The sequence below is a fragment of the Chromohalobacter nigrandesensis genome (assembly GCF_023061285.1).
Classification (GTDB): domain Bacteria; phylum Pseudomonadota; class Gammaproteobacteria; order Pseudomonadales; family Halomonadaceae; genus Chromohalobacter; species Chromohalobacter nigrandesensis.
This window is the reverse complement of sequence record NZ_JAKGAM010000004.1, coordinates 108,428-129,499: the sequence shown is the minus strand read 5'-3', so window position 1 is coordinate 129,499 and position 21,072 is coordinate 108,428. Positions and strand designations below refer to the sequence as shown.

The 21,072-nt window shown below is 62.4% G+C and carries 21 protein-coding genes; 18 read left to right on the top strand and 3 right to left on the bottom strand.

All coding sequences use genetic code 11. The features are described from left to right. The first annotated feature begins 90 nt into the window (after positions 1–90). The 4 genes from L1073_RS07405 to L1073_RS07390 are packed head-to-tail and all read left to right on the top strand — an operon-like array spanning position 91 to position 5,697. Positions 91–1,926: an extracellular solute-binding protein gene (locus L1073_RS07405; RefSeq protein ID WP_246898053.1), complete on the top strand. Its 1,836-nt coding sequence runs from the start codon at positions 91–93 to the stop codon at positions 1,924–1,926. A gap of 15 nt (positions 1,927–1,941) precedes the next feature. Next, on the top strand, positions 1,942–3,009 hold the full coding sequence (locus L1073_RS07400; protein WP_246898051.1) for a microcin C ABC transporter permease YejB: 1,068 nt from the start codon (positions 1,942–1,944) through the stop codon (positions 3,007–3,009). Next, positions 3,009–4,112: an ABC transporter permease gene (locus L1073_RS07395; RefSeq protein ID WP_246898050.1), complete on the top strand. Its 1,104-nt coding sequence runs from the start codon at positions 3,009–3,011 to the stop codon at positions 4,110–4,112. The genes L1073_RS07400 and L1073_RS07395 overlap by 1 nt, the downstream gene beginning before the upstream one ends. Continuing rightward, on the top strand, positions 4,102–5,697 hold the full coding sequence (locus tag L1073_RS07390) for an ABC transporter ATP-binding protein (protein ID WP_246898048.1): 1,596 nt from the start codon (positions 4,102–4,104) through the stop codon (positions 5,695–5,697). The genes L1073_RS07395 and L1073_RS07390 overlap by 11 nt, the downstream gene beginning before the upstream one ends. A gap of 73 nt (positions 5,698–5,770) precedes the next feature. Here the strand turns inward: L1073_RS07390 and rsuA are convergent, their stop codons facing one another. Both rsuA and L1073_RS07380 read right to left on the bottom strand, forming a co-directional pair. Then, positions 5,771–6,478, bottom strand: coding sequence for a 16S rRNA pseudouridine(516) synthase RsuA (rsuA, locus tag L1073_RS07385; protein ID WP_246898047.1), 708 nt, complete (start codon positions 6,476–6,478; stop codon positions 5,771–5,773). Between the two features lie 9 nt (positions 6,479–6,487). Continuing rightward, positions 6,488–7,291, bottom strand: a complete 804-nt coding sequence (locus tag L1073_RS07380; RefSeq protein WP_246898045.1) for an amidohydrolase — start codon at positions 7,289–7,291, stop codon at positions 6,488–6,490. 120 nt (positions 7,292–7,411) lie between these two features. On the opposite strand from L1073_RS07380, the gene rarD reads away from it, so the two are divergent. Further along, the gene (gene rarD / locus L1073_RS07375; protein ID WP_246898043.1) at positions 7,412–8,371 is read left to right on the top strand and encodes an EamA family transporter RarD; all 960 of its coding nucleotides are present in this window, start codon (positions 7,412–7,414) and stop codon (positions 8,369–8,371) included. A 95-nt stretch (positions 8,372–8,466) separates the two neighbouring features. Further along, complete coding sequence (locus L1073_RS07370) at positions 8,467–9,567, top strand: NAD(P)/FAD-dependent oxidoreductase (protein WP_246898041.1); 1,101 nt, start codon at positions 8,467–8,469, stop codon at positions 9,565–9,567. Positions 9,568–9,661: 94 nt separating this feature from the next. On the opposite strand, the gene fliE is transcribed toward L1073_RS07370, so the two are convergent. Then, complete coding sequence (gene fliE, locus L1073_RS07365) at positions 9,662–9,985, bottom strand: flagellar hook-basal body complex protein FliE (protein ID WP_246898039.1); 324 nt, start codon at positions 9,983–9,985, stop codon at positions 9,662–9,664. A 284-nt stretch (positions 9,986–10,269) separates the two neighbouring features. Here fliE and fliF point away from each other — a divergent pair, with 284 nt between their 5' ends. The 12 genes from fliF (at position 10,270) to fliQ (ending at position 21,067) form a co-directional block, all read left to right on the top strand. Beyond that, on the top strand, positions 10,270–12,090 hold the full coding sequence (gene fliF / locus L1073_RS07360) for a flagellar basal-body MS-ring/collar protein FliF (RefSeq protein ID WP_246898038.1): 1,821 nt from the start codon (positions 10,270–10,272) through the stop codon (positions 12,088–12,090). Beyond that, on the top strand, positions 12,083–13,078 hold the full coding sequence (gene fliG, locus L1073_RS07355) for a flagellar motor switch protein FliG (protein WP_246898036.1): 996 nt from the start codon (positions 12,083–12,085) through the stop codon (positions 13,076–13,078). The genes fliF and fliG overlap by 8 nt, the downstream gene beginning before the upstream one ends. Next, a complete protein-coding gene (locus tag L1073_RS07350) occupies positions 13,071–13,838 on the top strand; it encodes a flagellar assembly protein FliH (RefSeq protein ID WP_246898034.1) in 768 nt (255 codons plus the stop codon). The genes fliG and L1073_RS07350 overlap by 8 nt, the downstream gene beginning before the upstream one ends. After that, entirely contained in the window at positions 13,831–15,237 is a 1,407-nt protein-coding gene (fliI, locus tag L1073_RS07345; RefSeq protein ID WP_246898033.1) for a flagellar protein export ATPase FliI, read from the top strand. The genes L1073_RS07350 and fliI overlap by 8 nt, the downstream gene beginning before the upstream one ends. 34 nt (positions 15,238–15,271) lie before the next feature. Beyond that, complete coding sequence (gene fliJ / locus L1073_RS07340) at positions 15,272–15,769, top strand: flagellar export protein FliJ (protein WP_246898031.1); 498 nt, start codon at positions 15,272–15,274, stop codon at positions 15,767–15,769. Positions 15,770–15,781: 12 nt separating this feature from the next. Beyond that, positions 15,782–17,218: a flagellar hook-length control protein FliK gene (locus L1073_RS07335; protein WP_246898029.1), complete on the top strand. Its 1,437-nt coding sequence runs from the start codon at positions 15,782–15,784 to the stop codon at positions 17,216–17,218. A 155-nt stretch (positions 17,219–17,373) separates the two neighbouring features. Continuing rightward, on the top strand, positions 17,374–17,847 hold the full coding sequence (fliL, locus tag L1073_RS07330; protein WP_246898027.1) for a flagellar basal body-associated protein FliL: 474 nt from the start codon (positions 17,374–17,376) through the stop codon (positions 17,845–17,847). A 6-nt stretch (positions 17,848–17,853) separates the two neighbouring features. Next, positions 17,854–18,870 carry a flagellar motor switch protein FliM gene (gene fliM, locus L1073_RS07325; RefSeq protein WP_246898025.1) on the top strand — a complete coding sequence of 339 codons (1,017 nt, stop codon included), beginning with the start codon at positions 17,854–17,856 and terminating at the stop codon, positions 18,868–18,870. After that, positions 18,863–19,489 carry a flagellar motor switch protein FliN gene (gene fliN / locus L1073_RS07320; RefSeq protein WP_246898023.1) on the top strand — a complete coding sequence of 209 codons (627 nt, stop codon included), beginning with the start codon at positions 18,863–18,865 and terminating at the stop codon, positions 19,487–19,489. The genes fliM and fliN overlap by 8 nt, the downstream gene beginning before the upstream one ends. Then, positions 19,486–19,962: a flagellar biosynthetic protein FliO gene (fliO, locus tag L1073_RS07315; RefSeq protein WP_246898022.1), complete on the top strand. Its 477-nt coding sequence runs from the start codon at positions 19,486–19,488 to the stop codon at positions 19,960–19,962. Before fliN ends, fliO begins: the two co-directional genes overlap by 4 nt. 38 nt (positions 19,963–20,000) lie before the next feature. Next, the gene (gene fliP / locus L1073_RS07310; protein WP_246898292.1) at positions 20,001–20,735 is read left to right on the top strand and encodes a flagellar type III secretion system pore protein FliP; all 735 of its coding nucleotides are present in this window, start codon (positions 20,001–20,003) and stop codon (positions 20,733–20,735) included. Positions 20,736–20,797: 62 nt separating this feature from the next. Then, positions 20,798–21,067: a flagellar biosynthesis protein FliQ gene (gene fliQ / locus L1073_RS07305; protein ID WP_246898020.1), complete on the top strand. Its 270-nt coding sequence runs from the start codon at positions 20,798–20,800 to the stop codon at positions 21,065–21,067. Positions 21,068–21,072: the final 5 nt, after the last annotated feature.

Below are 21,072 nucleotides of genomic sequence, written 5' to 3'. Positions count from 1 at the left end.
CCTCTACTCAGCGCGACACCGCTGGGGTAGGCTAGCGAGCGGGCCGGTGCTTCACCAGCCTCTGCGCATCTTGCTTCAAGGAATCGGTTGATGCCCTCGTTCGCTTTCAACTTGCTGCTGGGTTCTTGCCTATGGGCGATTAGCCTCGCGGCGCTGGCCTTACCGGCCGCCGACGTGCCAACCGTCGCGGGAATTTCGCTCTACGACGCGCCGGCGCTGCCCGATGACTTCTCGCACCTGCCCTACACCAATCCGGATGCCCCCAAGGGCGGCGAATTGCGGCAAGCCGCACAGGGTAGCTTCGACTCGACCAACCCCTTCATCATCCAGGGCAATCCGGCCGACGGCCTGAATCACGTCTACGACACCTTGATGGAAGCCAGCGCCGATGAGCCCTTCACCATGTATGGGCTGCTGGCGGGGGGCATTCGCCTAGACCCCGGCCGCCACTGGATGGAAGTCGACCTGCGCCCGGAAGCGCGTTTCCACGACGGCCACCCCGTGACCGCAGAAGACGTGGTATTCAGCTTTCGCCTGCTGCGAGACGAAGGCCAGCCGTTCTATCGCGCTTACTACGCTGATGTCGACAAGATCGAAGCGCTGGATGACGACACCGTGCGTTTCGAATTCAGCGACAACAATTCACGTGAATTGCCCTTGATCCTCGGCCAGCTCCCGGTGCTGCCCAAGCACTATTGGGCCGCACGCGATTTCGCCGCGCCGACGCTGGATAAGCCGCTGGGGTCCGGCCCCTACGCAGTCGAAAGCCTGTCCCCAGGCCGCCGTATCGTCTATCGCCGCGTCGAGGACTACTGGGGACGCGACCTGCCCATCAACCGCGGCCGTCACAATATCGACCGTCTGGTCTTCGACTACTACCGGGACCAGACCGTAGCGCTGGAGGCCTTCAAGGCCGGCAATCTCGACCTGCGACGCGAAAGCAGCGCCAAGAACTGGGCCACCGCTTACGACACCCCCGCTCGCAAGGAAGGCTTCATCAAGCGCATGGTCGTCCCCGATGCACAGCCCGCCGGGATGCAAGCCTTCGTCATGAACCTGCGGCGCGAGAAATTCCAGGATCGCCGCGTGCGCCAAGCGTTGACCCTGGCCACCGACTTCGACTGGCTCAACACGCATCTCTTCTACGGCGCCTACGAGGAAACCGATAGCTACTTCGAAAGCTCCGAGATGGAGGCCAGCGGCCTGCCCAGCGACGCCGAACGCGCGTTACTCGCGCCCTACCGGGACCGCTTACCGCAGGATGTCTTCGACACCCCCTTGCCCGCGCCCCGACCCGAGGGGCTGCGACCCCGCCTGAAGAAGGCACTGGGGCTGCTGCGCGACGCCGGCTACGAAATCCAAGACGGCACCCTGATCAACCGCGAGACCCAGCGACCGCTGCGCCTCGAATTTCTGCTCTACGACACCCAGTTCGAGCGCGTGACCCTGCCGCTGATCCAAAACCTCGAGCGCCTCGGTATTCAGGCCAACCTGCGCGTGGTCGACGTCAACCAGTTCCTGACGCGCCAGCGCAACTTCGATTTCGACCTGATCCTCGGCAGTTTCCCGCAGTCCGCCAATCCGGGTAACGAACAGCGTGAATTCTGGACCAGCGACTACGCCGACGCGCCGCGCAGCCGCAACTTGATCGGGCTGCAGAACCCCGCTATCGACGACCTCGTCGACAACTTGATTCGCGCCGACAGCCGGCAAGAGCTGGACACCACCGCACACGCCCTCGACCGGGTGCTGCGCTGGGGTTTCTACGTCATTCCTCAATGGCACCTCGACGGCACCCGCGTGGCGCTGTGGGACAAGTTCGGCTACCCCCAGCCCTTCCCCGAATACACCTTCGATCTATCGAGCTGGTGGGTCGATCCACAGCGTGCGTCGCGGATAGAACAACGCCAACGCGGCGAACGCTAAGGAAGGATATCGACCATGGCCAACTACGTCCTACGCCGCCTGCTACTGATGATCCCCACCCTGTTGGGCATCCTGCTACTCAACTTCATGATCGTGCAGGTCGCGCCGGGCGGCCCCATCGACCAAATGCTGGCGCGCTTCGAGGGCATGGACAGCAACGCCAGCACGCGCCTGGAAGGCGGCGGCGAGACCTCCAGCGGCGACACTCGCAACGCGCGCGGCATCGACCCACGTCTCGAAGCGGCACTGGAGAAGCAATTCGGCTTCGACAAGCCTCCCGTGGAACGTTTCTTTGGCATGCTGGCCGATTACGCCACCTTCGATCTCGGCGATAGCTTCTTTCGCGGGCGGCCGGTGATCGACCTGATCGTCGAACGCCTCCCGGTGTCCATCTCGCTGGGACTCTGGACGACGCTGCTGGTGTACTCGATCTCGATACCGCTCGGTATACGCAAGGCCCTGCGCCACGGCTCGCGCTTCGATGTCTGGACCTCGGGGCTGATCATCGTGGGATATGCTGTGCCGGGCTTCCTGTTCGCCATCTTCCTGATCGTGGTATTCGCCGGCGGCAGCTATCTGGACTGGTTTCCACTGCGCGGGCTGACCTCGCCCGACTTCGCCGATCTGTCGTGGTGGGGCAAGATCCAGGATTATTTCTGGCACATCGCGCTGCCCGTGCTGGCCTCGGCCATCGGCAGCTTCGCCACGCTCACCATGCTGACCAAGAACAGCTTCCTCGATGAAATCCACAAACAATACGTCCTCACCGCGCGTGCCAAGGGCGCCAGCGAGGGCCGCGTGCTCTACGGACATGTGTTCCGCAACGCCATGCTGATCATCATCGCGGGGCTTCCCTCGGCATTGGTGGGCATCTTCTTCACCGGGTCGCTGCTGATCGAGGTCATCTTCTCGCTCGACGGCCTCGGCCTGCTCGGCTTCGAGGCCGTCATGCAGCGCGATTACCCGGTCATCTTCGGCACACTTTATCTCTATACCTTGATCGGGCTGGTACTCAAACTGATCTCGGACCTCACCTATGTGTGGGTCGACCCGCGCATCGACTTCGCGACGCGGGAGGCATGATGACACTTCGCATACGCGCACACCCGTCTCCCATCGCTCGCCGCCGCTGGCAGATCTTCCGCGGCAACCGGCGCGCCTGGTGGTCGCTGTGGGCCTTCGCTCTGCTGCTGATCGTCAGCCTGGGCGCGGAACTAATCGCCAACGACAAGCCCATTGTCATGCACTACCAGGGCCAATGGTATGCCCCGGTGGTGTTCGATTATCCCGAAACCGAGTTCGGTGGCTTTTTCCCCACGACGGCCGACTATCGCGACCCCGCCGTACGTGAAAGCATCGCCTCACAGGGCTGGATGCTATGGCCGGCCGTGCCCTTCTCCTATAACACGCTGGATCGCGAGCTGCAGGGGCCCGCCCCTTCACCGCCTTCGGCACGCCACTGGCTGGGAACCGACGACCATGGCCGCGACGTCTTCGCCCGGGTGATCTACGGCTTTCGTTTGTCGGTGGTCTTCGCCGTGGTACTGACGCTGGGCTCCATGGCGCTGGGCGTGTTGTTCGGCGGCGTACAGGGCTATTTCGGCGGTAAGGTCGACTTGATCGGCCAGCGCATCATCGAGATCTGGTCGGGCATGCCGGTGCTGTTCCTGCTGATTATCCTCGCCAGCCTGGTACAGCCCAACCTGTGGTGGCTGCTGGGCATCATGCTGCTGTTTTCCTGGCTGGGGCTGGTCGACATCGTGCGCGCCGAATTCCTGCGCGCACGCAACCTCGAGTACGTGCGCGCGGCGCGCGCCATGGGACTGCCATCGCGCCTGATCATGTGGCGCCATGTGCTGCCCAACGCCATGGTCGCCACCCTGACCTTCATCCCGTTTCTGTTCACCGGCGCGATCACCACCCTCACCGCGCTGGATTTCCTGGGCTTCGGCCTACCGCCAGGCTCGCCCTCGCTGGGCGAACTCGTCGCCCAGGGCAAGAACAATCTGCAGGCCCCTTGGCTCGGCATCACGGCCTTCCTGAGCCTGGGGATCATGCTTTCGCTGCTGGTCTTCATCGGCGAAGGATTGCGTGACGCCTTCGACCCGCGCCACGTGCCCAGCAGCACTCCGTCGACTTCCACCGATAGCGACGATCTACCCGGGAGAACCGCGCATGGCCAATGACGACGTCGTCTTCGAACTCGATACGCTGAGCATCGCCTTCGGCGACATGCGCGTCGTCGAGGACCTGTCGCTGACCATACGGCGTGGCGAAACCGCGGCGCTGGTTGGCGAATCGGGCTCTGGCAAGTCGGTCTCCGCCTTGGGCGCCCTCGATCTGCTGCCGCCCGGCGCGCGCGTCGAGGGCGGACGCCGGCTCTGCGGACAATCCCTCGAAGGGCTATCGCCGCGGCGCTGGAACACGCTGCGCGGCGGCCAGGTCGGCTTCGTCTTCCAGGAGCCGACGACCTCGCTCAACCCCTTGCACACGGTCGGCAAGCAGCTCGGCGAAACGCTACGTCTTCATCAAGGACTGCGCGGCCGTGACGCCCGCCAGCGCGCCCGCGAACTGCTCGTAGAAGTACAGTTGCCACGTCCCGACGAAATGCTCGAGGCGCATCCCCATCAGCTTTCGGGCGGACAACGTCAGCGCGTGGTGATCGCCATGGCCATCGCCAACGCACCACGACTGCTCATCGCCGATGAGCCGACAACGGCGCTCGATGTCACCGTTCAACAGGAAATCCTGGCCTTGCTGGCCCGGTTACGCGATGCCAATGGCATGGCCATGCTGTTCATCACCCACGACCTCAATCTGGTGCGCCGCCATGCCGACAGCGTGCATGTCATGCAGCACGGCCGGCTGGTCGAAAGCGGTAGCGTCACACGCGTCTTCGACGCCCCTCGCGCGGCTTATACTCAGCACCTGCTCGCCGCCAACCCGGAAGGCCACGCCGCGCCGCTGCCGGAGTCTCGCACGATGCTGCTCGAGGCACACCGCCTCGGTGTCTCCTTCGCGCGGAGCAAGTCCTGGTTCGGGCGTCGTCCCGCTCCGTTCGTAGCCGTCCAACCACTGGATATCACCCTGGCGCGCGGTGAAACCCTGGGCCTGGTCGGGGAATCCGGCTCCGGCAAGACGACCCTGGCATTGGCGCTTCTACGTCTGACCGCTGCTGACGGCGAGATCGTCTTCGATGGCGAACGTCTGGATGCGTTACGCGGCAACGCGTTACGCCGTCGTCGACGTCGCTTTCAGGTCGTCTTCCAGGATCCTTACGGTTCGCTCTCGCCGCGCATGCCGGTCATGGATATCGTCAGCGAAGGGTTGCGCTTCCATCACCCCAAGCTCAGCGATGAGGAAGTCGAGCAGCGGGTCGCCACCACCCTCGAGGAAGTCGGCCTGCCGGCGAATTGCGCGGCACGCTATCCGCACGAGTTCTCGGGGGGCCAGCGCCAGCGTATCGCCGTGGCACGCGCCATCATTCTCGAGCCCGATCTGGTGGTACTCGACGAACCGACCTCCGCGCTCGATCGCAGCGTGCAAAAACAGCTCATCGGCTTGCTGCGCGATCTCCAGGCACGACGCGGGCTTAGCTACCTGTTCATCAGCCACGACCTCGCCGTGGTGCGCGCCATGGCACACCGCATCGTCGTCCTCAAGGACGGGGAGATCGTCGAGCAAGGCGACTGTGAGACGCTACTTCAGCAGCCTCAGGCGCCCTATACGAAGCGCCTCCTCGACGCTTCGGGACTGCATTTCGATATTTGACGACCTTTTAGCTACTTGTGGCGGGCTCGACAGGTTAAGAAGCGATAAGCGCTAAAATAGATAACGGTATAAACTAGATGGAAGCGATTTCCACCTCAGTCATTTCTCGCCACTCGCCCGGCGCTAACGCTGAGTCGAGGACGATGTCGCCGATCCGTTCGCGATGCAGTGCCACGACCTCGTTACCCAGCGCCGCGAACATGCGCTTGATCTGATGGTAGCGGCCTTCCTGAATGATCAGACGCACCTGAATCCTCTCGTCTTCGGCCGGCGTCGGCAGTCGCTCGAGACGCGCGGGCAATGTCGGCTTGTCTTCCCCTGCCAGCATCAACCCCGCCGCCAGGGAATCTTCCGCCCCGTCCGCCAGCGGCTGGGCCAGCGTCACCAGATAGTGCTTGTCACAACGTCGCTTGGGGGATGTCAGTCGATGCGACCATTGCCCGTCTTCGGTGATCAGCACCAGCCCGGTGGTGTCCACATCCAGGCGCCCGGCGATGTGCAGGCGCTCGCGCTTGGTGACATCCAGCAGTTCGACCACCGAAGGATAGCGTCCAGGCCGTGTCGTGCACTCATAGCCCGTAGGCTTGTTGAGCATCAGATAGCGCACACCGACCAGGGCCAACGGCGCCCCCATCCAGCGTACGTCCTGTTTGTCATCGAGTTTAAAGGCGGCATTCTTGATCACTTCACCATCCACCTCGACCTCGCCGCGGTGCAGGGCTTTCTTGGCCAGCGAGCGCGTCAGCTCGGTACTTTCACTTAAAAAACGGTCGAGACGCATGCAGGAAATTCACTCCTCGACCTGGAAACGATCGGCGTCCATCCAGGCCGGAAATTTGTCACGGAACGCACTCAGCGCCTGGCGATCCAGGCGATCGGTGCGCATGAAAGGCGCGTCGCGCGGCTCATCGATCAAGGGCTCGCCCTTGAAGTCGACGAGCATCGAATCGCCCGCGTACGCCAGCCCCTTGGCGTCTTCCCCTACGCGGTTGACGCCGATCACATAGCAGAGGTTTTCGACGGCACGTGCCTGTAGCAGGGTCCGCCAAGGCTGACGACGGGGCGCGGGCCAGTTGGCGACGCACAGCAGCGCATCATACTCGAAATGCTCGCCCGGCGCGGGCTGCTGGCGCAGCCATACGGGAAATCGCAGGTCATAGCAGACACTCAACAGGATGCGAAAGCCCTTGAGCTCGACAATGACACGCTCACTGCCCATGCCATAGCGCTCATGCTCGCCGGCCATGCGGAACAGGTGGCGCTTATCGTAATGCGTGATATCGCCATCCGGGCGCGCCCAGATCAGACGATTGAAATACTCGCCGTCCTCGACCACAGCCACGCTGCCGGTCACAACGCAACCACGCTGGCGGGCTTGTTCGACCATCCAGCCGACGGTGGCGCTCTGCGCCATGGGCTCGGCCATCTCGCGGGAATTCATGGTGAACCCCGTGGCGAACATTTCCGGCAGCACGATCAGGTCCGTATCGTCCGCCGAGAGCGTGCCCAGGCTCTCTTCGAGCATGCGGCAATTGGCTTGGGGATCTTCCCAGCGCAGGTCGGCCTGCACCAGGGTCGTACGCAATTCACTCATCACACACCTCCCGGTTTGATGATTCAGTCTGAAGGCCAGCTCAGGGCGGCGGCAAGTCCCTTATCTCCCATGTTAGATTAGCGCTCGCCTATTCGTTTTGCCGCCCATACCGAGGTCCCCATGGCTCGAGAAAGTGCCAAAGAGAGCGCTAAAGAGCGCGCCCCGCAAGACACGTCTTTCGCATCGACGACCGCCGCCGATAAAGACGCGGTCAAAGGCGTTTCGTTCGGCGTGATCGCCTATACGCTATGGGGCTGCTTTCCGCTCTTTTTCGCGCTTTTCGAAGGCGTGCCCGCCTGGGAAATCCTCACCCACCGCATCCTCTGGGCGTGCCTGTTCCTGGCCCTGGTCGTCACCCTTTTGGGACGCTGGCAACCGGTCAACGCCGCCTTGCGCGCGCCGCGCCTGCTGGGGCGCGTGCTGGGCTGCGCCCTGCTCATTGGCTTCAACTGGGGGCTTTACATCTACGCCGTGGAAACCCACCACGTCCTCCAGGCCAGCCTGGGTTATTTCATGACACCGCTGGTCAATGTGGCCCTGGGCATGCTGGTGCTGCGCGAACGCATGTCGCGGCTGCAAGGCGCCGCCGTGGCCATTGCCATCATCGCCATCGGCGTTCAACTGGTGGGGCTAGGCGGCTTGCCGTGGATCAGCATCTGTCTTGCGCTAAGCTTCGGTACCTATGGTCTATTGCGCAAACAGATTAGCCTGGATGGCCTTTCGGGGCTGTTCGTCGAGACACTCATATTGCTGCCCCTCGGCTTGCTCGCCGTCGCCTGGTTCGAGATTGCCGGCCTATCCCATTTCGGGGATACCGCGCACAACACCACGCTGCTGATCGCCAGCGGTGCTCTGACGGCTCTGCCATTGCTGGCCTTCGCCGGGGCCGCGCGGCGACTGCGGCTGTCGACAGTGGGATTCTTGATGTATATCAACCCCACACTGCAATTCTTGATCGCACTGCTGATCTTTCGCGAGCCATTGGGCACCCTGCAACTCGTGACCTTCGTGCTCATCTGGTTGGGGCTAGCACTGTATTCGCTTTCCGCCTGGCAAGGCAGGGATGCTGGCGCAAAGTAAGTCATGCGTCACGGCGCCAATATCGTCTAGAGTGAAATGCATGGTCGCCGCGACGTGTCTCGCGACAACCGCCTGGCCCGAGGAAACACGCCTTCATGACGACGCATCTGGTGCTGGTGGGTGCCGGTCACACGCACCTCCACTTGCTGAAACACGCGACCGCGTTACGTCGCGCCGGCTATCGCATCACGCTCGTGGCCCCCACGCGCTTCTGGTATTCAGGCATGGCCGCACGACTGCTCGGCGGTGCGCCGCGCGATGCCTGCAGCCTCGACGTGGCTGCCCTTTCCGCACGCCATGGCATCGAGCATGTCACAGCACCCTTCGTGGCGCTCGACGTGCACGCCAAGCATGTCTTTCTGGCCGACGGACATCATATCGACTTCGACGTACTCTCACTCAATGTGGGCAGCGACGTCGTCCCGCCAACCCCGAGCGGTGCGACCGTGCCCAGTTGGGGAAACACACGCTACTGGCACGTCAAGCCCATCGAGCGCCTCGACGCGCTGTACCAGCATGTGCTCGATGCCGCACGGCAACGCCAGGCTTTGCATATGGTCGTGGTCGGCGGCGGGCCTTCCGGCGTGGAAATGGCTGCCAATCTGGCGGGACTGAGCCAGCGCCTCGGGGTCGCCAACGACATTCGGCTAGTCACGCGCCACGCCCGCCTCTTGCCTGCCGCACCGGACGCCGCGTCCCGCTGGGCCAGCCGTCAACTCGCGCGTCTGGGCGTCGACTGGTACCCCGATGTGGTGCTCGACGGCGGCGCCGGATGGCTCGACAGCCTCGATGTCTCGCCCGATGACATCGTTCTCGCCACGGGATTGCGCCCCGCGTACTGCGTCGCCGACCTGCCACTGGCACTCGACGACAACGGCATCCGTATCAAGGCGACGCTACAAAGCGAAGAACACCCGACAATCTTCGCCGTCGGCGACTGCGCCTCGCTGATCGACCACAGCCTTCCCAAACGCGGTATCGAAGGTGTCCGTCAAGGCCCGGTGCTATTGCAGAACCTGATTGCCTTGCAGAATGGCACGCCACTACGCGACTACCACCCACCGGCAACGGCACTGGCCATCGTGGACATGCACGACAAGGGATTGGCGCTTTACGGGGAACGCTGGCGAGGCGGTCGCCTGGCCTTGCGGCTCAAGCGCTATATCGATGCGCGCTTCTTGCGGCATTATCGGTAGGTAGGCACCGGCTCACGAAAAGAGCAACGATGCGTCGCACCGTCGGGGAAGACGGTGCCGCAGGCGATATCAGCGATACATGCCCACAGGCACGTCACACCTGCATATTCATGACATCTTTATAGGCAGTCACCACGCGGTTACGCACCTGCTTGCCCATTTCGAAGGCGATGCTCGCCTTTTGCATATCGACCATCACATCGTTGAGCTCCACGCCGGGAGCCCCCGCCTCAAAGGCTTCCGCCTGCGTATTGGCGCTCTGCTTTAAGCTATTGATGCGTGAAATCGCACTATGCAATTCGCCGGTAAAACCACCGCTGCCGACCGACGTATTGACCTGGGTCCCAGGCGCCTGGCCCGCCTGATTGGCCATGGACTGCATTTGCTGAAGTGCCTGGGAAATGGCCGGTGCACTCATGACTATTCTCCGCCTCTCCGCTGATCGAACAGCTCTGGAATACGTTGATGAACCCTATCAGCAACCTGGCTTGCATCATATCTGCAATTGAGACCTAAAACATCGGCTTTTCCACCCTTTAGGGTTTTCTTGACTGCACATAATGGCGGTCATCATACATACGCCTTGTGACGGTATCGATCGCACCGTCACGAGGAAACGATGCGCCGAATTTTGGAGTTGGACACCCCCATGCTTGCCGCTGGACCTTTTCAGTGCCTACCCCGGCGTTGCCGGAGGATGACATGAGCACAGCAGCATCCTCCTCGACCGAGGCCAATCAAGGTACGTCAGGACAACGTCAAGGCAACGCCGCCTCGGGCAACGCCCAATCGTTTGTCGACCGACTGCGCAGTAACCCGCGCGTACCGCTGATTATCGCCGCCGCCGCGTCCGTCGCGGTCATCGCAGCGCTGTTGATGTGGGCAAGCTCGCCCGATTACCGCGTGCTTTATTCGACGCTCACCCAGGAAGATGGCGGCAAGATCGTCGCAGAGCTCGACACCATGGGCGTGCCCTACGAGTTCAGCGAGAACGGCCAGGCGCTGCTGGTGCCCGCCGACAGGGTCAACAAGCTGCGTATGCAGCTCGCCGAACAAGGCCTGCCGGAAGCCTCCGGCGTGGGCTACGAGCTGATGGACGAGCAGTCGTTCGGTATCAGCCAGTTCGCCGAACACGTTAACTACCAGCGCGCGCTCGAGGGCGAACTCGCGCGTACCATCGAAGACCTTGGTCCAGTCTCCCATGCTCGCATTCACCTCGCCATGGCCAAGCCTTCGGTATTCGTGCGCGAAAGCGAGCCTGCCAGTGCCTCCGTCATGCTCGATCTACAGCGCGGCCGCGTTCTCGGCGAAGGCCAGGTGCAAGCCATCATGCATCTGGTCTCGAGCAGCGTTTCCGAGCTGGCGACCGGTGATGTATCCATCGTCGATCAAGCAGGTCGCCTGCTCTCCCCTGCCAGCGATGGCAACGACGCACTCAGCGGCACACAACTGGATTACGTATCCCGCGTCGAGCGCAACTATGCCGAACGCATCGAGTCGATCCTGGCCCCCATCCTCGGCGCGGATAACGTCAAGGCTGAGGTCTCCGCTCAGCTCGACTTCTCCAAGCGCGAAGGCACCAGCGAAACCTACTCCCCCAACCAGGCGCCCAATGAAGCCGCCGTGCGCAGCGAGCAATCGAGCATCAGCTACAGCGGCGATGCCGACCTGGCCATGGGGATTCCCGGCGCCTTGAGCAACCAACCGCCCGGTGCTGCAGCGTCCCCCATCAACGCGCCGCAGGAAGGCGATGATGGCGAAGACGACGACGCTCAAGGTGATGACGCACAGGCCGAAGGTGACGAAGACGTCGCAGATCAGGAAAACGCCGCCCAGGGGCGTACCAGCCACGACAACACCATCAACTACGAAGTCGATCATGAGGTCGAGCACGTTCAGCACCAGACAGGTGCCATCGAGCGTCTCAATGCCGCCATCGTGGTCAATTACCGCGACGGCGTCGACGAAGACGGCAACCCGACGCAAGTGCCCTTGGATGATGACGAAATCGCCAGCATCCGCAGCCTCGTGCAGCAGGCCATGGGCTTCTCGGCAGCACGTGGCGATCAGCTAGAGGTCGTCAATTCGCCCTTCAACGACACCACCGAGGAACCGGCCGAGCCGCAATGGTGGGAGTCTCCGATGATGTGGTCACTGGCCGCCACGCTGGGTAAATATCTGCTGATCGCGCTGGTCGCCCTGTTCTTGTGGTTCAAGGTGCTGCGCCCACTGATTCAGCGCCAGACCGACCGGCCTGCCTTTACGCCGGCCACGCCGAGCCCTGCCGGTGCGACCGCAGGTGCGGCCACAGGTGCCGGTGCGGGCGGTGGTGCCGACGCCTACGCAACGACTCAAGCCGAGACAGCAGGCCCCGAAGAAGAACCGCAGGTGCCGGTCCAGAAACGTCGCGAGCGGCGTTCGGCCGGCTACGAACAAAATCTCCGTGACGTACGTGAGATGGCTCAGGAAGACCCGCGTCTCGTCGCCATGATCGTCAGAGGGTGGATGGATTCCCATGAGTAAGATGAGTGGCGCTCGCCGAAGCGCAATTCTGCTGCTCTCGTTGGACGAGGACAGCGCCGCCGAGGTATTCAAGTACTTGAACAACAAGGAGGTCCAGGAAATCAGCCTGGAGATGGCCTCCTTGAGCCAGATCTCGCACGAGGAGATGGAAGAAGCGCTGAGCGAGTTCCACGATGAAGTGGAGCAGTTCTCTGCCGTCAACCTGCACAGCAGCGAGCACATTCGCACCGTGCTCACCAAGGCGCTGGGCAGCGAGCGCGCCAACAGCCTGATCGAGGACATCCTCGAGACGACCGGCTCCGCCTCGGGCATCGACGCGCTGAACTTGATGGAAAGCACCACCGTCTCCGAGCTGATCCGCGACGAGCACCCGCAGATCATCGCTACCATCGTCATCCACCTGGATCGCAACCTGGCCGCCGATGTACTCGAGCAGCTCGACGACAAGCTGCGCAACGACGTCGTGCTGCGTATCGCCACCTTCAACGGCGTTCAGCCGGCGGCATTGCAGGAACTCACCGAAGTGCTCGGCAGCATGCTCGACGGCCAGAACGTCAAGCGCAGCAAGATGGGCGGCGTGAGAACGGCGGCCGAGATCCTCAACCTGATGAACTCGTCGCAGGAAGAAGTCGTCATCGACGCCGTCCGGGCTCACAACGACGACCTCGCGCAGCGCATCATCGACGAGATGTTCCTGTTCGAGAACATCCTCGACATCGACGATCGTGGCATCCAGCTCATCCTCAAGGAAGTCGACACCAACTCGCTGGTGGTGGCCCTCAAGGGTGCTCAAGAAGCGCTGATCGACAAGATCACCCAGAACATGTCGCAACGCGCAGCCGCGCTGATGCGCGAAGACCTCGAAGCACGCGGCCCGGTACGCGTTTCCCAGGTCGAGACCGAGCAAAAAGCAATCCTGCAGGTGGTACGACGCCTGGCCGACAACGGCGAAATAGTACTCAGCGGAGGGGACGACAGTTATGTCTGACAAGCCGCTATCCGACGACGTCATTCATACGCCGGACGACCAACGCTGGCGCCCCTGGCACATGGAGGAGTTGCCGCGTGGCGATGGCGGCGATCAGTTCGATCGTGCGCAACGCTTCGAACAACGCCGGCGACAGCAGCGTCAGCGCCTCATCGAAGAGCGTCAGGCGCTGCACGACAAGACCCGCGAGAGCGCCTATCGCGAAGGCTATGATGCCGGCTTCGAAGAAGGTCGTCAGGCCGGCTATGAACAAGGCCTCCAGGAAGGCCGCGAAGCCGGCGAACAGGAAGCCAAACGCCAGCTCGACGCCGCCCTCGCCCCACTCGGCCAACTGGCCGGCGAGTTCCGCACCGCACTGGATACGATCGACACCCAACTCGCCGACCAACTCGTCGAGTTGGCCATGCTGACCGGCAAGCACCTCGCCGACGAAGCACTCGACGCCACACCCGAGCATGTCGTGACGCTCGTCCGTCAACTACTCCACGAAGAGCCCGTGCTCGATGGCCCCTGCCAAGTGTGGCTGCACCCCGACGACTTGGCCCTGGTCAACGAGCACGTGGGCAACGAGCTCGAAACCGCCCAGTGGACGCTACATGAAGACGCCACGCTGCAACGCGGCGGTTGTCGTGCCGAGAGCGCCACCGGCGGACTCGACGCCACGCTCGAGACCCGCTGGCAGGCCGCGTTGAACCAGCGTCGTCAGCGCCATGTCGCGCCCTCCCCGGCAACGGGCCAGCAGGAGGCCGGTGATGACTGAAACGCACCTTGCCGACGCACACAACGTGACCTCTCATGGCGCCCATTGGCAGCGTGCCTTGGGCAAGGTCACGCAGCGTATCGAGGGGCTGGATTCACGCCGCCCCCACGGCAAGGTCGTACGTGCCACCGGCCTGGTACTCGAAGCGACGGGGCTGCGCCTGCCCCTGGGCAGTGCTTGCCTGGTGGAACTCGCTCAGCATGGGCATACCGACTATGCCGAAGCCGAAGTCGTAGGCTTTGCCGGCGATCGACTGTTTCTCATGCCGCTTGGCGACACTCAAGGCCTGGTGCCGGGAGCGCGCATACTGATGCTGGGCAACAACCAGCGCGATGCTGCCAGCGCACGCCGCTTCCCGCTCGGCGATGCACTCCTCGGACGCGTGCTGGACGGCAACGGCCGCGCCCTCGACGGCAAAGGCTCGCTGGAACACGCTCCCCATGCGCCCCTGAGCACGCCCCCCATCAACCCACTCGACCGCGCTCCCATCGAGTCCGTCATCGATGTCGGCATTCGCGCCATCAATGGCTTGTTGAGCGTCGGGCGTGGCCAGCGTATGGGGCTTTTCGCCGGCTCAGGGGTCGGCAAGAGTGTCTTGCTAGGCATGATGTCACGCTACACCCAGGCCGATGTCATCGTCGTCGGACTGATCGGCGAGCGTGGCCGCGAGGTCAAGGACTTCATCGAGAATATCCTCGGTGCCGAGGGGCGCGAGCGCGCCGTGGTCGTCGCCGCGCCCGCCGATGTCTCGCCGTTGCAGCGTCTGCAAGGTGCCGCCTATGCCACGCGCATCGCCGAAGGCTTCCGTGACGAAGGACGTAACGTCCTGTTGATCATGGACTCCCTGACACGCTACGCCATGGCCATGCGCGAGATCGCCCTGGCCGTCGGCGAGCCGCCCGCGACCAAGGGCTATCCGCCGTCCGTCTTCGCACGCCTGCCAGGGCTCGTCGAACGCGCCGGTAACGGCAAACCCGGTGGCGGCTCGATCACCGCCTTTTATACCGTGCTGACCGAGGGCGACGACCAGCAGGACCCCATCGCCGATGCCGCACGCGCCATCCTCGATGGCCACGTCGTGCTTTCGCGGGACCTGGCAGAAAGCGGGCACTACCCCGCCATCGATATCGAAGCGTCGATCAGCCGCGCGATGACCGAGATCACCGAGGGCGCCCACCAGCGCCGGGCACAACGCTTCAAGCAGCTTTTTTCGCGTTATCAACGCAATCGTGACCTGATCAGCGTCGGCGCTTACGCCGCGGGGCACGACCCGCAGCTCGACCGCGCCGTCACCCTTTATCCGCGCCTCGAGGGTTTCCTCCAGCAGGGAATCTACGAACAAGCCGATGTCACCACGACCCTGGATGCCTTGGCATCGCTATTCCCGGAGACGCGTTGATGTCATTCACTCTGCATTGCGGTAAGGAGTTCTCATGAACGCACGCTCACCGCTTACCACACTCAAGGAACTGGCGCAGGAAACCTGCGATCAGGCGGCGCAGTCGGTGGGGCATTCCCGGCGCAGCCTGCAGGAAACGCAACAGCGCCTGGACCAGCTCTTGAACTATCGGCACGAGTACCGTCAGCGTCTCGACAAGAGCATGGAAAAGGGCATCGAGCCCGCCAACTGGCACAATTACCAACAATTTCTGACTTCACTCGATCAGGCCATCGCCAGCCAGCGTAAGGTGCTCAACGACCAGCAGCGCCAGCTCGATCGCCAGCAACAAGCATGGCAAGGCGAGCGGCGCAAGCTCAATACTTACGATACGCTGGTGTCACGCCGTGAACAGGTCGAGCAGAAACGCGCCACGCGGCGTGAGCAGCAGCTCTTCGATGAGATGTCGGCGCGCATGTCGCGCCAGCAGGAAAACGACCGTGGCCTCGATACCACCTCGACGAACACGACACATTCCAATAACCGCTTTTGACGAGGCATGCTCATGGATATTGCCCTGCTCACCAACCTTCAAGGCAGTCAACAAGCCTCCGCGACCAACCTCGGCAACGCGGGCGAGACGCGTGGCGGTAGAAATGTCGACGACAGCGCCTCGCCGTTCGCGAGCCTCCTGGGCAAGGCCCGCAGCGGCTCGGATGCCAAGAGCGATGCCAGCACCGCCTTGCTGTCCAAGGACACTCCGAGCCAGGACGGTAGCGGCCTCGTCGCGGCGCTCAACGAGTTGATGCAAGACAGCGATGACGCCAAGCTGCTCAGCGACTGGCTCGAAAGCGGCGACGCCGATCAGTTCGACGCCCTCACTCAACGCCTGGCGGAAATACAACAAGCGATGGGCGGTGATGCGTCACAAGGCGATTCGGAACTCTCCACCGACGCTCTGGCGGCGTTACTCGCCGCGCAGCTACCGACGAATGCCGCAGCCAATGCCAAGGGCACCGCGCAAGCTCAGGGAGGAGCCGGCGGTGCACTCGGCAGCCAAAGTGGCGAACTTTCGCTCAACGACATCCAACAACGCATGCTGCTCATTCAGCAATCCTCAAGCGGCATGCAATCCTCAAGCGGCACGCAATCCTCCAGCGGTATGCAGGACAGCGCGGGCGATACTCTCTCACGACAGGACTTCATGGCCCAGCTTACCAATGCCGCGTCGAACACAGGTAAAGGCCAGGACACACAGTCCCTCGCCCAACTGATGCAGAATGCACAGAGCGCCACGGGGCAGTCATCACAAGGCAATGGCCAGGTCTCCCCGACGGCGGCCTTCGGTGCCACCCTGGTCCAACAGGCACAAGCTGTGGCCGACACACAGCGTGGCGACACGCTGACCGGCCAGCAGAGCCTGGAACGCCAAGGCAGCGACTCATCGCTGTTCACCAATCTGGGCCACAATGCCGCCTCCGGTAACGCCACCGCCGGCACCGCCGCCAATGCCAGTGCTGCGGCCAGCGCCGCTGGCGCATCCGCCACCGCGACACTCACGCCCCAGGTCGGCATGGCCGAATGGGGGCAGTCGCTGGGACAGCAGGTCGTGCGCATGGCACAGCGCGGTGACCAGCAAGTCGAATTGCGGCTGCACCCCGCCGAGCTCGGGCCGATGAACGTCTCGCTCAAGATGAACGACCAGCAGCAAGCCAACCTGCAGTTCTTCTCGCCGCATGGCGCGGTGCGCCATGCGCTGGAAGCGGCCATTCCGCAGCTACGTGAGGCCCTGGCCGATAGCGGCATCGCCCTCGGCGAGACCTCCGTCGGTGAACAGGATCAATTCCAGCAGCAATCCGGCGAGCAACAAGGCCAACCCGGCTCTCGCGGTGACGCCCAAGGTGGGCTTTTCGCTACCGGTGACGCGAACGCTGATATGCCGAGTCTAAGCGAAACGCCACTGCAATATGTCGCGTCTTCGGGCATTAACCTTTATGCCTAGCCCTCGCTGCCGATAACACTTGAGAGACGTCCACAATAAACGTCTCGACAAAGCCCGAAGTGGCATGCGTGAAGCTTTCTATTCGAGCAATCGAATAGCGCTTTCTATCGCCATACTCGGCCCACTCATCTACGTCGAAGCGAATGACATAAACGATGGCCAAACCCAACAAGCGCGGCAAGTCTCTATGGCTGATAGGACTGCTGATCGTCCTGTTCTCGGTCGGCAGTTCCATTGGCGTTTACCTGCTCATGGACTCGCAGCAGGAGGCATCGGCCGACGAGGAGCAGAGCGAACCCGAGGAAGCGCCGGACCCGATTTTCGTCGAGATCGAACCGTTCACGGTCAACTTGCAGGACGACGAATACAGAGAGCGTCTGCTCTATGTCGGGCTCTCCTTGAAGGTGGGTGACGACAAGACGAAAGAAATCCTCGAGCAATACATGCCGGAGGTACGCAGTCGCTTGCTGATGCTGCTTTCCGACCAAGAGGTCGGGGCTCTCGTCGAACCCAAGGGCAAGCAACGCCTTGCCAATCAGATTCTGGAGCTGTTCGACGAACCGTTGGCCGAGCCGCAGCCGACTCTGGACATCACCGGCGTACTATTTTCCGAATTCATTGTGCAATAAGACGACATGTCCCAAGACGATCTGCTCTCGCAGGAAGAGGTCGACGCGCTCCTAAAGGGCGTGAGCGGTAACGAGGATAGCGCGAAGGAAGACAATACTTCGCGCGAGGGGAAGGTGCGTCCGTTCGATCCCGCCAAGCAGCATCGCATCATACGCGAGCGGCTCCATGCGCTGGATATCATCAACGAACGCTTTGCCCGTCAGTTCCGCGTGGCGCTTTTCAACCTGATGCGGCGTAGCGCCGACATCACGGTGGAAAGCGTTCGCTATCAAAGCTATAGCGAATTCTCGCGCAACCTGCCGGTGCCCACCAACCTCAACCTGATCACCATGAAACCATTGCGTGGCTCGGCGCTGGTGGTATTTCCGCCCAGCCTGGTCTTCATGGTGGTCGACAACTTGTTCGGTGGTGACGGGCGCTTCCTCACCAAATCCGAGGGGCGTGAGTTCACGCGCACCGAACAGCGCATCATCCACCGCATGCTCAAACTGGCGCTGGACGGCTACAGCGAATCGTGGAAATCGGTCTATCCACTGGATATCGAATACACACGCTCGGAACTGCAGGTGAAGTTCGCCAACATCACCAACTCGCCCAACGAGATCGTCGTCAACACCACCTTCCACGTCGAGGTCGGCAATCTTTCCAGCGAGTTCAATATCTGCATTCCTTACTCGATGATCGAGCCGATCCGCGACACGCTTGCCAGCCCGCTGCACGACACGCATCCCGACGAGGAGCAGCAGTGGGAAGCGCGCATGGCTCAAGAGATCCGCCACTCGGACGTGGAGCTAACCGCTGGTTTCGTCGACATTCCCTTGCGTCTGCGGGATGTCACCCAGCTATCGGTGGGCGACATCATCCCCATCGAATTACCCGAGACGGTGAGTGTCAGCGTCGATGGCATTCCCGTGATGACATGCGATTACGGCAGCCAGAAATTCCAACGCGCGTTGCGCGTCCGGCACCTCATCGAACACGGCTCGAGCCAAGTTGCAGCGAAGGATCCGAAAGATGACTGATTCCAAGAACCCCGATCAGAAAGGCACCGAGGACGAGTGGGCCGAGGCCATGGCAGAGCAAGATGCGTCCAAGGACCGCGACGCGTCCGAAGATACCGACGCGACCGAGGACGCCGGTACGTCCAAGGACGCCGATGAGAACACTGCCGACGCGACCGAGGACACCGGTACGTCCAAGGACGCCGATGAGAACACTGCCGACGCGGAAGAAGACCTGTGGGCGGCGGCAATGGCCGAGCAGCAGTCGACCGAGGAAGAAAGCGCCGACATCACGTCGGGCGAAAACGCATCACGGGCGAAAAACGCCGACCACGAAGTGTTCAAGCAGCTCGACGAGGGCGCCGCCGGCACGACGCCGCGCGATCTCGAGATGATCATGGATATCCCGGTCAAACTCAGCGTTGAACTGGGGCGCACACGCATCACCATCAAGCAGCTACTCGAGCTTGCCCAAGGCTCGGTGATCGAACTGGATGGCCTGGCCGGCGAACCCATGGATATTCTCATCAACAGCTACCTGATCGCGCAGGGAGAAGTCGTGGTCGTGGATGACAAGTACGGCATCCGCATCACCGAGATCATCACTCCCTCGGAACGCGTCAAAAAGCTGAATAAATGAGTGTCGCCGACAGCGCACGCGAGGCGGCCGTCTCGCTCGACAGTGGCGGTGACGCCGCAATAGGGATGGCCTGGGTAGGCAAGACCGCCCTCTCCCTGGCGTTGATCGTCGCCATTATATTGCTGTGTGCCTGGCTGCTGCGCCGACTGACACCGGGGCGACTGCGCGCGTCCCAGCACGTCAAGGTGGTGTCCAACACCGCCATCGGCCAACGCGAGCGCGTGACCGTCGTCGAGATCGACGGACGCTGGCTGGTGCTCGGCGTCGGCGGCAACCAGGTCACCCTGCTCAAGGATATGCCGGCCGCCGAGGCCAGCGACGCACCGACGCCAGCGTCCCCGTCCCCCCTTAGCGGCAGCTTCGCACAACGCTTTCGCCAGGCGCTGGCGCAGAATATGGGGCGTAAATCGCCGACTCCGTCTACCTCGCGATCTCAGGACGGCGCTACTGCGGACAAGGAAGCCGATCGATGAATGTCGCCGCCATCCTCAATCGGATAGACGTCGCCGTCATGCTGCGTCGTGGACTGGCGCTACTGCTGCTAGCCTGGCCCGCGCTGGGCTGGGGGCAGGAGATCCCGGGCATTGTCACCGAGCCCACAGGAGACGGCGGTCAGCAATGGTCGTTGAGCCTGCAGACGCTGCTGTTTCTCAGCTCGCTGGCCTTCTTGCCCGCACTGCTCCTGGGCATGACCTGCTTTACCCGCATCATCATCGTGTTGAGCCTGCTGCGCACGGCCATCGGCACCCAGTCGACGCCGCCCAACCAGGTCTTGCTGGGCCTAGCGTTGTTCATGACGTTTTTCATCATGTCGCCGGTGATCGACCGCGTGCATGAGCAGGCGTGGGTGCCTTTCTCTGAGGATCAGATCAGCCTCGAGCAGGCCATGGAGCAAGGCAGTCAGCCTTTTCGCGAGTTCATGTTCGCCCAGACGCGTGAAACCGACCTGGCACTCTTCGCGCGCATGGCCGACGCCGAGGAAATGCAGGGCCCCGAGGACGTGCCTATGCGCCTGCTGGTACCCGCGTTCATGACCAGCGAACTCAAGACCGCCTTTCAGATCGGCTTCAGTATCTTCATTCCGTTTCTGATCATCGATCTGGTGGTTGCCAGTGTGCTGATGGCACTGGGGATGATGATGGTGCCCCCGGCGACGATTTCCCTGCCCTTCAAGCTCATGCTATTCGTGCTCGTCGACGGCTGGAATTTGCTCATCGGTTCGCTGGCCGAAAGCTTCTATATGTAGGTAGACACGGCATGAGCGCACACCGACGACGCCCCTGCCACCGAGATTGAGGAGACGCTGCCATGACACCCGAAATGGTCATGGGATTGGCTTACCGAGGCATGAAGGTCACCCTCATGCTCGCCGGTCCCCTACTGATGACGGCCTTGCTGATCGGCCTGCTGGTCAGCTTGTTTCAAGCGGCCACGCAGATCAACGAGATGACGTTGACCTTCATCCCCAAGATACTGGGCGTTTTCGGCGCCTTGGTCGTGGCAGGCCCATGGCTGATCCAAGTCATTGTCGACTTTACCCGCGAGCTGTTTCAGAACCTACCCACGATGGTCAGCTAGACATC

Bases quoted from the DNA above. Each gene is read 5' to 3' on its own strand.
- L1073_RS07405 (WP_246898053.1), top strand. From the start codon at position 91: ATGCCCTCGTTCGCTTTCAACTTGCTGCTGGGTTCTTGCCTATGGGCG.
- L1073_RS07400 (WP_246898051.1), top strand. From the start codon at position 1,942: ATGGCCAACTACGTCCTACGCCGCCTGCTACTGATGATCCCCACCCTG.
- L1073_RS07395 (WP_246898050.1), top strand. From the start codon at position 3,009: ATGACACTTCGCATACGCGCACACCCGTCTCCCATCGCTCGCCGCCGC.
- L1073_RS07390 (WP_246898048.1), top strand. From the start codon at position 4,102: ATGGCCAATGACGACGTCGTCTTCGAACTCGATACGCTGAGCATCGCC.
- rsuA (WP_246898047.1), bottom strand. From the start codon at position 6,478: ATGCGTCTCGACCGTTTTTTAAGTGAAAGTACCGAGCTGACGCGCTCG.
- L1073_RS07380 (WP_246898045.1), bottom strand. From the start codon at position 7,291: ATGAGTGAATTGCGTACGACCCTGGTGCAGGCCGACCTGCGCTGGGAA.
- rarD (WP_246898043.1), top strand. From the start codon at position 7,412: ATGGCTCGAGAAAGTGCCAAAGAGAGCGCTAAAGAGCGCGCCCCGCAA.
- L1073_RS07370 (WP_246898041.1), top strand. From the start codon at position 8,467: ATGACGACGCATCTGGTGCTGGTGGGTGCCGGTCACACGCACCTCCAC.
- fliE (WP_246898039.1), bottom strand. From the start codon at position 9,985: ATGAGTGCACCGGCCATTTCCCAGGCACTTCAGCAAATGCAGTCCATG.
- fliF (WP_246898038.1), top strand. From the start codon at position 10,270: ATGAGCACAGCAGCATCCTCCTCGACCGAGGCCAATCAAGGTACGTCA.
- fliG (WP_246898036.1), top strand. From the start codon at position 12,083: ATGAGTAAGATGAGTGGCGCTCGCCGAAGCGCAATTCTGCTGCTCTCG.
- L1073_RS07350 (WP_246898034.1), top strand. From the start codon at position 13,071: ATGTCTGACAAGCCGCTATCCGACGACGTCATTCATACGCCGGACGAC.
- fliI (WP_246898033.1), top strand. From the start codon at position 13,831: ATGACTGAAACGCACCTTGCCGACGCACACAACGTGACCTCTCATGGC.
- fliJ (WP_246898031.1), top strand. From the start codon at position 15,272: ATGAACGCACGCTCACCGCTTACCACACTCAAGGAACTGGCGCAGGAA.
- L1073_RS07335 (WP_246898029.1), top strand. From the start codon at position 15,782: ATGGATATTGCCCTGCTCACCAACCTTCAAGGCAGTCAACAAGCCTCC.
- fliL (WP_246898027.1), top strand. From the start codon at position 17,374: ATGGCCAAACCCAACAAGCGCGGCAAGTCTCTATGGCTGATAGGACTG.
- fliM (WP_246898025.1), top strand. From the start codon at position 17,854: ATGTCCCAAGACGATCTGCTCTCGCAGGAAGAGGTCGACGCGCTCCTA.
- fliN (WP_246898023.1), top strand. From the start codon at position 18,863: ATGACTGATTCCAAGAACCCCGATCAGAAAGGCACCGAGGACGAGTGG.
- fliO (WP_246898022.1), top strand. From the start codon at position 19,486: ATGAGTGTCGCCGACAGCGCACGCGAGGCGGCCGTCTCGCTCGACAGT.
- fliP (WP_246898292.1), top strand. From the start codon at position 20,001: ATGCTGCGTCGTGGACTGGCGCTACTGCTGCTAGCCTGGCCCGCGCTG.
- fliQ (WP_246898020.1), top strand. From the start codon at position 20,798: ATGACACCCGAAATGGTCATGGGATTGGCTTACCGAGGCATGAAGGTC.